At 59.9% G+C, this 12,872-nt stretch carries 10 protein-coding genes; 3 read left to right on the top strand and 7 right to left on the bottom strand.

Annotation, left to right across the window (positions count from 1 at the left end; all coding sequences use genetic code 11):
* Positions 1–104: 104 nt before the first annotated feature.
* The 6 genes from EV660_RS00310 to EV660_RS00285 all read right to left on the bottom strand — a co-directional run bounded on the left by EV660_RS00310 (position 105) and on the right by EV660_RS00285 (position 8,487).
* Positions 105–1,739 (bottom strand): ABC transporter substrate-binding protein, encoded by a 1,635-nt coding sequence (locus EV660_RS00310; RefSeq protein WP_071482408.1) that lies wholly within the window; start codon positions 1,737–1,739, stop codon positions 105–107.
* A gap of 162 nt (positions 1,740–1,901) precedes the next feature.
* Complete coding sequence (locus EV660_RS00305; protein ID WP_071482407.1) at positions 1,902–3,134, bottom strand: mandelate racemase/muconate lactonizing enzyme family protein; 1,233 nt, start codon at positions 3,132–3,134, stop codon at positions 1,902–1,904.
* Positions 3,131–4,228, bottom strand: coding sequence for a Zn-dependent alcohol dehydrogenase (locus tag EV660_RS00300; RefSeq protein ID WP_071482406.1), 1,098 nt, complete (start codon positions 4,226–4,228; stop codon positions 3,131–3,133). The genes EV660_RS00305 and EV660_RS00300 overlap by 4 nt, the downstream gene beginning before the upstream one ends.
* 78 nt (positions 4,229–4,306) lie before the next feature.
* Positions 4,307–6,853 (bottom strand): GcvT family protein, encoded by a 2,547-nt coding sequence (locus tag EV660_RS00295; protein ID WP_071482405.1) that lies wholly within the window; start codon positions 6,851–6,853, stop codon positions 4,307–4,309.
* A gap of 15 nt (positions 6,854–6,868) precedes the next feature.
* Positions 6,869–7,564, bottom strand: coding sequence for a phosphate/phosphite/phosphonate ABC transporter substrate-binding protein (locus tag EV660_RS00290; RefSeq protein WP_071482404.1), 696 nt, complete (start codon positions 7,562–7,564; stop codon positions 6,869–6,871).
* Positions 7,561–8,487 carry a fatty acid desaturase gene (locus EV660_RS00285; protein WP_071482403.1) on the bottom strand — a complete coding sequence of 309 codons (927 nt, stop codon included), beginning with the start codon at positions 8,485–8,487 and terminating at the stop codon, positions 7,561–7,563. Before EV660_RS00285 ends, EV660_RS00290 begins: the two co-directional genes overlap by 4 nt.
* Before the next feature lie 154 nt (positions 8,488–8,641).
* On the opposite strand from EV660_RS00285, the gene EV660_RS00280 reads away from it, so the two are divergent.
* Positions 8,642–9,478, top strand: coding sequence for a helix-turn-helix domain-containing protein (locus tag EV660_RS00280; protein WP_071482402.1), 837 nt, complete (start codon positions 8,642–8,644; stop codon positions 9,476–9,478).
* Positions 9,479–9,875: 397 nt separating this feature from the next.
* On the opposite strand, the gene EV660_RS00275 is transcribed toward EV660_RS00280, so the two are convergent.
* Positions 9,876–10,874, bottom strand: a complete 999-nt coding sequence (locus EV660_RS00275) for a DUF2333 family protein (protein ID WP_084635176.1) — start codon at positions 10,872–10,874, stop codon at positions 9,876–9,878.
* A 182-nt stretch (positions 10,875–11,056) separates the two neighbouring features.
* On the opposite strand from EV660_RS00275, the gene EV660_RS00270 reads away from it, so the two are divergent.
* Both EV660_RS00270 and EV660_RS00265 read left to right on the top strand, forming a co-directional pair.
* Positions 11,057–11,569: a sigma-70 family RNA polymerase sigma factor gene (locus tag EV660_RS00270; protein ID WP_071482401.1), complete on the top strand. Its 513-nt coding sequence runs from the start codon at positions 11,057–11,059 to the stop codon at positions 11,567–11,569.
* Complete coding sequence (locus EV660_RS00265; RefSeq protein WP_071482400.1) at positions 11,569–12,372, top strand: anti-sigma factor family protein; 804 nt, start codon at positions 11,569–11,571, stop codon at positions 12,370–12,372. The genes EV660_RS00270 and EV660_RS00265 overlap by 1 nt, the downstream gene beginning before the upstream one ends.
* The last annotated feature ends 500 nt before the right edge of the window (positions 12,373–12,872 follow it).

Genomic DNA, 12,872 nt, shown 5'->3' with positions numbered 1-12,872 from the left:
TCAGGGCATCTAAGGTGATGCGCTATTTCTAAAATCGGCCCCTGTGCCCGCCCAGATGGGCAGGCACAGGCTTATGCGCAGAAAGCTACTTTATACAGCTTTGGTCACGACAGCCAGTAATTCTGGAAATGCACTTCGAATGTGGGGTGCATTTCCGCGCCATTGATATTCGGGCGCGCATGGCGGAACAGCGACCGCCAGTAGGGGATGATCGACACACCCTCTTCCTGCATGATTTCCTGCAAGCGCCGCATCACCTCGCGCCGCTCATCCGCGTCAACGATGCCATTCGCCTGTTCCAGCAATTCATCGAATTCGGCATTCGAGAAGGCAGATTCGTTCCATGCCTCGCCACTGCGATAGGCAAGGTTCAGCACCTGAACGCCCAAGGGCCGCATCGCCCAGCTTGTCGCCGAAAACGGATAGGTCAGCCAATCGCCCCAGAAGGTCGCGCCCGGCAGAATAGTGCGCCGGATATTGATCCCGGCGGCGCGAATCTGTGCGGCCACGTTGTCGCAAGTGTCAGAATGGAAGGTCTCATCCGATGAAATCAACTCGAATTCAGTGTCACCATGACCCTCTTCCTCCAGCATGGCCTTGGCGCGCTCTCGGTCCACTGTCAGCGGGGGCAGTTCTGCATATTCAGGGTGCACAGGGCAGACATGATGGTTTTCCGCCGCGATCCCCTGATCGTTATAGCCCAACTCCAGCACCTGCGCGTTATCGACAGCCATTTGCAGCGCAAGGCGCACATTGCGGTTGTCATAAGGCGGATTGTCTTGATTGAACCGCACACACAGCGTGGCTGAGGTGATGGCCTCGGTCTGGGTCATTCCGATTGCGCTGAAAATATCGAGGAAATCACCCGTCGTTTCATACAGCATGTCAATTTCGCCACCTTCGGCGGCGGCAACCCATGCGGCAGGGTCGGTGCCCAGATCGACAAATTCGATCCGGTCAAGCCAGGCGCCGTTGCCTTCATTCCACCATGTATGATCCGGGTTGCGTTCAATTACGGCACCAATGCCGGTGTCATAGCTGACAGGGCGGTAAGCGCCGGTTCCGATCGGGTTGCCGATAGGGTCGCCATTGAAGCTAGGATGGACCACAGCCGCCGGATAGTCCGCCAGCCCTGTCAGGACGGTTATATCCGGACTCGACAGGTGCAGGCGCACAGTGTGCTCATCGACCACCTCGACCGCGCCTTCGCGCAACTGCCCGTCTTCCATGATCGCACCCAGACGGCTGGCCATCGAATTCCCCTCGACCGAGGAATCGCACCAGCGTTCAAAGTTATGGGCGACATCTTCAGCGGTGAACGGGTCGCCATTATTCCATGTCACACCCTGCCTGACATTCAGGGTATACTCGGTAGCCTCGTCATTGGCCTCCCAGCTTTCCAGCAGGACCGGGGTAATGGTGCCGTCGCGGTTATACTGGACCAGATATTCCAGCCAGCCGCGGCAGGCATTAGCAAGTTCCGACCAATCCCATGTGCGCGGATCGCGTTGGGCGCGCACATCCATCTGAATTCTGACGGTTCCCCCCATTTGTGGGGTCTGTGCTTTCGCCTCTGGCGCAGCAAGGCCCAGCAAACCATAGGCCGCAGGGGCCGCCACACCCAGTGCGGTTGCACGAGTCAAGAACTCCCGGCGGCTGAGTTTGCCCTCTTTGCACTCGCTTGCATAAAGCTTTGCAGCCCGGTGCAACTCGGTCGCCTTGCGTTTGGTATGTGTCATTCTCGATCTCCCTGTCGGTTGGTTCAGTGCGTGGTCCGGGCCACTGAGGTTTTTTATTCAAGCGTCCATGCAATCGCGTCTGCCTCGTGCAGAATATCGTCATATCTCTTTCGAAAAACGACATCTTGTCGCTTTTCAACCTGACGCAAACCGCGCGTCAGGTCAATCTCGGGGCGCACCTCCTTCGAAACTGTTCGGGTTCACGTAATCGCAAGGTGCTTCCTGCATCTGCAAATGCAACGCATCCCCGTCATAGGGGTGGGCGCGCGCGAGCGCCTCATCAAACGCAATGCCAAGGCCGGGGGTGTCGGGCGGGGTGACGAAGCCATCCTCGACCCGCAGGCTGTGGCCGATCAGGGGCAGGTGAAATTCACCCCCCGTCTGGATGCATTCGATCATCAGCAGATTGGGGATCGAGGCGGCCAGATGAATATTCGCGGCCCATTCCACCGGCCCGGCATACAGATGCGGCGCAAGCTGTGTGCCAAACACCTCGGCCATGGCGGCGATCTTCTTCACCTCCCATATCCCGCCCGCGCGGCCCAGCGCCGGTTGCAGGATGCTGGCAGCCCCTGCACGCAGCACTGCGCCGAATTCGGCCTTGGTGCTTAACCGCTCACCAGTGGCAACCGGAATACGCACGGCGCGCGCCACTTCGGCCATGCCGGAGATGTCATCGGGTGGGATGGGTTCCTCGAACCAAAGTGGCTGATGACGCTCCATCGCGGCCCCAAGGCGGATCGCGCCCGAGGGGGTGAATTGCCCATGTGTGCCCAAAAGGATATCGGCGCGCGTGCCAATTGCAGCGCGCACCGCCCCCAACATGCGGTCGCACAGGTCGATATCGCGCATCCCGGGCTGGTGACCGCCGCGCATGGTATAGGGGCCAGCCGGGTCAAGCTTGATCGCTGTAAAGCCCTGATCGACAGCAGCCAGCGCACTTTCCGCCGTCATCTCCGGGCTGGTCCAGAAATCGGCCTTGGTGTGATGGGGCAGCGGATAAAGATAGGTATAGGCGCGCAGTTTCTCATTCATCATCCCGCCCAGAAGCGCCCAGACAGGCCGGTCGCGTGCCTTGCCCAGAATATCCCAACAAGCAATCTCCAGCCCGGAGAAAGCGCCCATGACCGTGGGGTCAGGCCGCTGGGTGAACCCTGAAGAATAGGCGCGGCGAAACATCCGCTCGATATTTTCGGGGTTCTCGCCCTTGCAGTAGCGGTCAAACACGTCGCTTATCACGGCGCGCATGGCGCGCGCACCAACCGCACTGGCATAGACTTCGCCATAGCCGGTCACGCCGCATTCCGTGACCAGTTTGACAATTGTCCAGTAGCGCCCACCCCAACCGGGGGGTGGGGTTTCGACAAGGAAAATCTCAAGCGCTTCCAGTTTCATGGCGCGCCCCTTTCAAATGCGTCAAACAAGATGACATTGCGCCGCGTGCCCCCTTTGGCAGTGTCGGCAATGGCCTCGTTGATCTGGTCCAGCCGGTAGCGGTTCGAGATCAGTTCATCGAGTTTGAGCCTGCCTTGACGGTAATAGTCGATCAGACGCGGGATGTCGCGGCGTAGCACCGTGCCGCCCATTTTTGACCCCAGAAGCCGTTGCTCCTGATAAGCCACCATCATCGGGTTCAGGCGCATGTAGTCGTCATTTCCGGTCATCCCCGCCATGATGATGGCACCCCCCGGCGCGCATAGCCCAAGCGCCTGTTCATAAGCGACAACGGCCCCGACGGTCACAAAGACATAATCCGCACCGCGCCCGTCGGTTATTGCGTGCACCTGTTTGCGCGCGTCCGCGTCTGCGGCAAGCACCCCATGTGTTGCGCCAAAATCGCGCGCAGCGTCCAGCTTTTCGGGGGCGATATCCATAGCGATGATGCGCCGCGCCCCCGCCAGCCGCGCACCCTGAATGGCGTTTAGACCCACCCCGCCTGTGCCGATCACCAGCGCGGTGGCCCCGGCCTGCATTTGCGCAGTGTTGAACACTGCGCCAACCCCGGTAATGACCCCACAGGCCAGGAGCGCCGCCACATCCATCGGAATATCGTCAGGCAAAGGGGCAAGCTGGCTGGCATCGACCACGACCTTTTCAGCGAAAGCGCCGGTTTTCATGCCCTGCGAAACCTTTGTGCCATCGGGCAGGGCAAGGGGGGTATATTCTGCGCCGGAATGCTCGCAAATCGCGGGCCTGCCATTTGCGCAGCAGGCACATGTCCCACATGCCCGGATCAGCGTGACAAGAACGGGCTGGCCAAGTTGGTAATGCCCGACCCCATCGCCCAGCCCGGTGACATAGCCCGCCGCCTCATGGCCATAGACCGCAGGAAGGCTGCCGCCCCACGCCCCTTCAATGAAGTGCAGATCAGAGTGGCAGATCGCGCAGGCCGCAAGCGTCACTTCGACTTCGCCCTTGCGCGGGGGGGCGATGGTGACCTCGGTAACCGTAAGGGGGGCGTTGAAGTCGTTGCAGAGTGCAGCTTTCATATGGGGTGCCTTTGTCTGGCGGGGGGTCTGGCCTTGCGGCCAGATGCCTCCGGCGGGAGTATTTGGAGCAAGAAAATGTCAGCTTCGCATGCGTGACCCGGTCGGGTCAAACGGTGGCTCAAGGGCGAGATATGCAGCGCGGCGCTGGCCCATGATTTCGACCTCGAACAGGTCCTTGTCCGGTCTTGTGGCAAGAGCAGCGGGGATATAGCCCTGTGCCAGCGACAGGCCAACATGATGGCCATAGCCCCCCGATGTAACCCATCCCACCACGCGCCATTCTTCTTGGATAGAGGGATGCGGGGGGTGCAGCGCCCGGCCAGATGTGTCAAAGCGCGCTGCGCCGAAACCTTGTGGTGGAGTGATCGTGCCAAAGTCTTTCGCCACGCGCGCCCAGATCGGGCTGTCGGGGCTGGCATCGGCGCAATCGGCGTCAATGACCAGCGAGACGCGGCGCAGGCGGGGGCCATCCTCGCGTTCCCTCAACGCGGCGTCGCGGCCAATGAAACCGGGCTTGTCATAGGCCACGAAACGTTCCATCGCGCCCTCGATCGGGCCATAGATCGGGCGCAGTTCGGCAAACCATGTCGGAAAGTTCTTCTCGAACCGCATCGACAGAAGCGCGCGCATCCCGAAATCGCGGATGCCGTGGGACGCGCCTGCGTCCTTGATGGCCTGATAGACGCGGCGCTGGTATTCGGAGGCCATCCAGATTTCATAGCCCAGATCGCCGGTATAGGTGATGCGGTTGACCAGACAGGGCGCGCCCGCCACATCCATCTTACGAAAGTCCATGAAGCGGAAGGCAGTGTTGGATACATCTTCATCGGTCAGCGCGGCCAGAACATCGCGCGCATATGGCCCCGCGATGGACAGCCCCATCAACCCCATGCCCAAAGCACGGATAGTGACGCTGCCATCCTTGGGTTGGTGCTGCTCGAACCAACGCAGGTGGTATTTCGTTGCCGCCAGTGACCCCCAGATCAGAAACCGGTCAGGCGCGGCATGGGCAATGGTGAAGTCACCGATCAGCATGCCCGCGTCATTCAGCATCGGCGTCAGCACAATACGCCCGGCTTTGGGCAGCTTGTTCGTCATCAGCCGGTCAAGAAAGGCCCTGGCACCTGCACCGGCGACCTCGTATTTAGCGAAATTGGCGATTTCCGTGACGCCGACACCCGTGCGCACGGCCCGCACCTCGGCGCTGATATGGGGGAAATCATTGGAGCGGTGGAAGGAGGGTATATCCCGCGCTTCGGCGGCTGAGGGGGCGAACCAGAGCGGTGTTTCCAGCCCCCAGCTATCGCCCATGACAGCGTGATTTTCCCGCAGCATCAGATCGTAAAGCGGGGTGGTCAGATGCGGGCGCGCGGCGGGCAGTTCCTCATTCGGGAAGCGGATGGAAAAGCGGCGGGAATAGTTTTCGCGCACCTTCGCATTGGTGTAGCGCAGGCTGGCCCAGTCACCGAAACGCGCGACATCCATCCCGAAGACATCATGGCCGGGATCGCCCGAGGTCATCCAGTTGGCCAGCACCAGCCCGACACCGCCACCTTGCGAAAACCCCGCCATGACCGCGCAGGCTGACCAGTAATTGGTCAGACCCGGCACCGGACCCACCAGCGGGTTGCCATCGGGGGCGAATGTGAAGGGGCCATTGATGACCTGTTTTATACCTGCCCGTTCCAGCGCCGGGAAATGGCGAAAGCCTACTTCAAGCGAGGGGGCGATGCGGTCCAGATCGGGGGGCAGCAATTCATGCCCGAAATCCCAAGGCGTGGAGAGAGGCGACCAGGGGCGGCAATCCTTTTCATAGGTGCCCAGCAGGATGCCATCGCGCTCCTGCCGCGTATAAATCTCTCCCTTGAAGTCGATCACGCCAATCAATTCGCGCCCTGTCTCGCGGTTGAAGGTGGCGACCTCCTCCATCGGTTCGGTGAGAAGATACATATGCTCCATGGCCAGAACCGGCAGTTCAATGCCCACCATGCGGCCCAATTCGCGCGCCCATAGCCCGCCTGCATTCACGACATGTTCGGTGCGATATGTGCCGCCCTCGGTGATGACATTCCACATGCCGTCCGGGTCCTGGGTCAACTCGCGCACGGGGTTGCGCAAGGCGATCTGTGCGCCCAGTACGCGGGCGGCTTTGGCATAGGCATGGGTCGTGCCGGACGGGTCCAGATGCCCTTCGACCGGGTCCCACAGCGCGCCCACGAAATGCTGCGGGTCCAGCAGCGGGAACATGGCCTGTGCTTCGGACGGGGTGATCAACTCGGTCTGCATACCAAGCGCGCGGCCGCGTGCATGGGTCATGCGCAGGAAATCCATCCGCTCGGCGCTGTCGGCCAGCATCACACCGCCGGTCAGATGCAGGCCGCAGGACTGGCCAGACAAGTCTTCAAGTTCCTTATACAGCCCCACAGTATAGGCTTGCAGCCGCGCCACATTGGGATCGCCATTCAGGGTGTGAAACCCGCCTGCCGCGTGCCAGCTTGAACCGGATGTCAGCTCTGAACGCTCGATCAGCAAAATGTCGGTCCAGCCTGCTTTTGCCAGATGATACAGGACCGAACAGCCGACAACCCCTCCTCCGATGACGATGGCGCGGTAGGTCTGGGTCATGGTCACTCCTTTCGATCAGGCGGGGGCTGCGCCAAGCTGGACCAACGCCTGAGCGAGCCGGGCGCGCAACGCGACAGGCGTGTGGCGCGATGTGATGAAAGGCAGGCCGGGGCGCAGGGCTGTCCAGCCCGTGACAGTCAGCGTTCGGGCGGCGGGTTCATGGGACAACGCATAGGCCCAAGACCGGCAGTCAATTGCAGCGAAATCGGCCCTGCCTTCGGCCACGGCCTTGATAGAGGCGCGGTGGCTGCCGGTCACAAGCGCGCGCTGGGTCAGATCGGGCGCGTGCATATCCTGCATCAGGGCAAGGCAGCCGGACATCGAGTCCGGCGCGTTGATTGCAGGGCGCAGCTGCGCCAGCCCTTGCGGCAGGCAGGCCCCATCAGACAGGGGGGCGGCGCAAGACTGGCCTGCGCGCATGACCAGCGCAGAGCGGTAATGGCTGCCCCGCCCGCCCGGCACATCATCATAGCGGGGTTGGGCCAGCACATGCACATATGCGCCAAGACCGGATTGCATCGGCCCCCAACAGCTTTGCGCCAGCACCAAGTCGGGCGCGCGCCACAGCGCGTGCATCTGTTCCTCTGTTTCCACGCGGGTGAGGATTTCGGGCAGATCGGGCACAAGACCGCGCAGGTTTGCATAAAACGCATCGACCTGATCGCGCAATTCGGGCCAGTCATACATGGGCAGGGCCGCTTGCATTTTCATGCGGCCTGTTTGCCCGAAGGATCAAGCGCGGGTGCGGCTGGGTGTTGCTGCAAGACGGGGTGCACAACGGGTTCCTTCGGGCGCAGGGCATAGTCGCGGAACAACTGCCAGTAATTGCGGTAAACATAGCCATGATTCACGGCCTGCCAATGCGCGCGGCGTTCCGCATAGAGGCGCGGCAGCTTGTACCAAGGCGCTGATGGTACCTGATGATGAACGATATGCAGGTTGTTGTACAGAAACAGCCATGCAAGCGGAGAGCGTTCGACAATGATCGTGCGCCCTTCCGGCGCGTCATGCCAGCGATGCTCTGCAAAGGTACGGATCGAGATTAGCGCCAGCGCGGGCCAGACAACTGCAAGCAAGTATAGCCAAAGCGGTATGCCAAAGCCCCAGATAAGCGCCAGAACAGGCACAAGGCTGGCCAGATGCAACGCCCATGCCCGCCGCACGCCGCGCGCATTGCACAAGATAAGTTGCGCTTCGCCTATAAGAAAGCCGAAAGCCCCTAGCACTGGCCCAAGCAGCATGCGCCCCAGCAGCGTGTTATTGGCGACCAGCAGGCGTTGGAGTGGGCGCGGCATTCGGGCATGCTGCCAGCGGGCCTTGTACCAGCTTTCAGGGTCTTCCAGCGGGTCGGTCAGCCGTGCATCGTGATGGTGCGCCAGATGCGTGGCCTGATAGCGCCGGTAAGGGTAGATCAGCGACAAGGGCAGGGTAACAAGTGCCTCGTTCACATGGCGGTTGCGGGTGGGGTGGCCGTGCAGGTTCTCATGCACCAGCGAAGAATGTAGTGCTGTCATAAGCGCCATGATACACAGCGCGCTGACCGGGGCCACCGGCCAAAGCCACAGGCCGCAAAGGGTCCAGACCCCGTAACAGCCTGTAATCAGCGCAACTGTCGGCCATTCTATGCGCTGCACGCGGTCCTCCTCTGGGCAAGAAACTAAAATCTGCGCCGAGAGTGCCTGCAAAGCCGCGCTGCGACAACGCGAGTGTTATCTTCACTTTCATAAAGCATTGATGTTTTGAATTACTCATGTTTACTGAAGTCTACATTATTGAGTTGGGACGCGGATGAACAAACGTGAAGCTTCGGCCTTGTTTCGGGGGCGGTTGGCGCAACTGCTGGCGCAGAGTCGCATGACGCAATCGGCATTTGCGGAAAGCCTTGGGATTGACCGTTCTGCCTTGTCGCAGCTTCTGACCGGGCCGGACCCGCGCCTGCCGCGTGCTGAAACCCTGCTGGCGATTGCGGCGCAGTTTCAGGTCTCTACCGATTGGCTGCTGGGATTGAGCGAAGACTTTGGCGCTGTGACCCAGACCCTCGATAGTGTCGAGACTGAAGCCGCGCTGGACAGCGAAAGCCGCACCGCGATGGAACGCTGGCATCAGGAAGCGACGGGCCAGAAAATGCGGTATGTGCCTGCGCATCTGCCAGATCTGATGCGCACATCTGAAGTTATTGCCTTTCAGGCGCAGCAGTCAGAGCAGGAACGCCGCCGTCTGCACGCCCAGACCCAGCGCCGCCTGCGCCTGTCGCGTGCGCCCGAGGCCGATATCGAAATGTGCATGCCATTGCAAAGTTTCGAGATATTCGCCGCAGGCTGTGGCGTCTGGCAGGGATTGCCCGCTGCAGTGCGACAAAGGCAGCTGGACTACATCGCGCAGACGGTGGACGAGCTTTATCCGTCGTTTCGGATGTATCTGTTCGATGGCCGCAAACGATTTGCCCCGCCCATGACGCTGTTTGGTTACCACCGCGCGGCTGTTTACGCGGGTGAAGTGTATTTGCTGATCCGCTCCAAACGCCTTATCCGCGATCTGGCGCAGGGCTTTGACGGGCATATTCGCGCGGCTGAAGTGCATGCCCATGAAGCCGCCGACTGGGTTCGGGGGTTAAGAGCGGTATGAGAAGGGGGCGGGAAGTGCCATGGGCGCTATGCGGACTTTGCGGACATAGCGACGCCGGGCGCAAAGTCGCGTAGCGTCCGGCCGCGGTGCGGCGATCCAAGGCTTGCTCTGTAGCGCTTATGCTGGCCAAGCCCCTGAAAGAACAGATCGTTGCGCTGGTGGCAGCCAAATCGCCGTGCCGTGGGGGCGGCCCTTTGAGTCGCGGCGGCCTTCGGCCTTGATTCCGCGCCGGTCACAATCCACAAAAGGCTCAAAGCGGTCATCGGAGATTTTGTTTCAGCGGCTGGCCCAATTCTGACTAAACGTCCATAGATACCGTATTCCAGCAAAGAGAACGGCGCTCGGATGAGCTCTCATCCAGGCGCCGTGTCAGGGTGAGGCAAGTTCAGGCCGACAATTACCGTGTCGCCCTTATAACGCGCGATATCTCATCAAGTTGCAGGATCGCGCGCTTCAGATAGAAGCCCTGCAAGTGCAGGTGATTTGCCAGAAAGCTGTTTGCACCAGAGCTGTTCAGTACAACAAGAGGTTGTTGCTGGGACGCTTCGCGCAGGCTTTCGAGCGCCTGAAGCCAGACACGCGTCAAGCCCTGCGCCGAAATGACAGCCTCGAAATCGCGCCCCAATTCGCGCAACAAGAGATATGACGCATAGGCCATGCCCTTGTTCATGTAGAAGATGTCATCTGACACCATATCGATGATGAAACCATCGCCGCTGACATGTTCATCGACAATCGCGGCGCGGGACCCCAACTCGCTCGCCATCCGGTCGAGGGTCAGGGCAAGCGCATCTGCGCGGGTTTCAAAGATCGCCAGACCCATTGCAACCCGCGTGTTATAAGCCCGCAGGGCACGCGCGGCAGATTCATATTGTGTGTCGGCAGGCTGAATCGGCAAGAAGGACTGATCAAAGTCGAACATCCAGACATCGGTGGGAAATTGCAGCAAGCCACTTGCGCGTTCCAGATCACTGTCAATCGCAGAAGAGCCACGCAGCCGCCCGATCTGGTTTTCCAGCTCCAGCGTGAAGCGGCTGATCGCGCGCATCATGCCGCGCTGAAAATTCGGCATATTATCGTGAAACGCAGTCGGAAAGAAAAACGGGTCATTTGCGGTCCAGCGATGGGTCACCACTTCGCGGGTGATCAGCGCCTCGGCCATGTTCACGGCATGGCTGCCCCCTTCTACCGGGCTAGGCGGGGTGAATTCGAGGTCTGCATCGATACGATGCATCAGATTACCAATCACCCCGAAATAGAGTACGAGACATGTCAGCATCATCCAGAAGCTGCGCTTGAGGATGACGCGAGGTCTGGTTCCGAACACCAGCCCGGGTAGTGAAACCTCTGGCCTCTTCGCCGGAACCTGTGGCCGGATGATCAGATCATTGCCCATGGCAGCCCTCCTGTAACGTGGCAGTCAGACAAGATTTGCCCGCTGCAATTCACCCGAAATAACGCAGGCCGCGCCGATTTAATCCGCACCTTGTGAAAGAGTTTTGCGCAATGGTGTGATTTTTTTTGGATGAAAATGGTCGGTGATGCGTATGTGCAGAAACCTTGATCGGAGGCCATATCGTGAGTCTGAAAGCTGAAGTGACGTTGCACACGGCGAGTCTGCGCCGCTATGCGCTGGTTCTGACCCGCGATCCGACGGCGGCAGATGATCTGGTGCAGGAAACGCTGATGAAAGCCATCGACAAGGCAGATACTTGGCAACCCGGCACAAATCTGCGCCCTTGGTTGTTTCGCATCATGCACAACACGCATATCAGCGACTTGCGCCGTGCGAAAACCCGCAGCGATGCCGCGCCGGACCTGCCTGAACCTGTCGTACCGGATCATCAGCATGTGCAGCTTGAACTCAAGCAGGTGTTGCAAGCGCTAGATCAACTGCCAGAGGCGCAGCGGCTTCCCATCATCCTGATTGCACTGCGCGAAATGTCCTATGCCGAGGCGGCGCGCACGCTCGATGTTCCGCTGGGCACCTTCATGTCACGTCTGGGGCGCGGGCGCGAAGCGTTGCGCAAGATCGTATCTGGCGTCACGGCAGGAAAGCTGACCGTTCTGAACAGGAAAGGAAACATCTGATGACACAAGACACCAATACCGAACAGGATCTTGGTCTGGATGATGACCTGATGGCCTATGTGGATGGAACGCTTCCCCCCGAAAAAATGGCTGAGGTCGAGGCGCGGCTTGCCCGCGATCCGGACGCTCGCGCGGCAACTGCAAGCTGGCGCCACCATGACAATCTGATCCGGCAAATGGCACAGACAGCGGACGATCTGCCTGCAAATATGCGTATTGCTGCGCTGGAACGCGAACTAACCGCAAAGTTGAAAGCGCGAAAGCGTCGTGCGTTTCTGATGGGTCCGGCCCTTGGCCGGATCGCCGCAAGCGTGCTGATATTTACCGCCGGTTGGGGGGGCAATGCCTTGTATAACTCTGCCGCGTCGATTGGTGGGTCCGCCTATCCGCAATTTGTTTCGGCAACCGTGACCGGTCATTACGCGCTTCAATATGCGTCCATGCAAGAGGCAGAGTTCCAGCCAGAAGAAATGGAGACTGCACTGGATTGGATCTCGGAGCGAATGCAACGCAAGATAGATAGTCCGAAGCTGGGGCGATTGGGCTATGAGGTCGAAAGCGCAAGGCTGGTATCAGCCGAGGGCGGTCCCCTTGCAATTTTTCATTTCCGTGACCAACAGGGCGAGCGGGTAACAGTATCTATTGCCCCACATGCGCCAGATAAAGCAGATTACCCGCTACGCGTTGTGCGGATGGACACCGACAGCATAGCCTATTGGACAGATGCAGGGCTGGATTATTCGATTATCGGCGATGTCGATGTCGGCCAGATCACAACACTCGCAGCAGCGGTTCGGGAGTGACGTTTCATCTTGTTCGCTATCCTTCTGCCGAAATACCCGTGGGATCCGGCAGGTGCCGGTTGAATGGCACGGTGCAATCTGATTTGCTTTGAAGACTGAGTGAAGACAGCCGCCCCATTGAGGCCGCCGAAGACTTGCAACCCTCTGGCCTATAGCCTGTCGGCCCGCCCCACATGCCGGGCGGCGGTCCTGCGTTGTCATCTTGCCCCTGCGCATTCTGAACGGATCACCGCGACCAGTCTGCATCTCCTCCAGCCCGATGTCGCTCGATGGCAAGACGTTTGACTGCAAGATGAGTTCTGGGTCGCGCGGGGGTCGTGTCGGGCCATGCGCATTGGTGAACAGGCCCTACAATGTTGCGCGGGTTGTTTCATGTGTCAGGTGCGCAGGTCTGGGATGTGGTTTTCCCGATCCCCTTTCCGATACCACCTTTCATCGCGGCGATAGCCTGGATGATGACACTGCAACCGCACGGTTATCTGTTCCAACTTGTCGTGTCT

This window comes from Roseinatronobacter bogoriensis DSM 18756, from assembly GCF_004366635.1.
GTDB lineage: Bacteria > Pseudomonadota > Alphaproteobacteria > Rhodobacterales > Rhodobacteraceae > Roseinatronobacter > Roseinatronobacter bogoriensis.
Note: the sequence above shows the minus strand (reverse complement) of the source record. Positions and strands in the feature narration are given on the sequence as shown.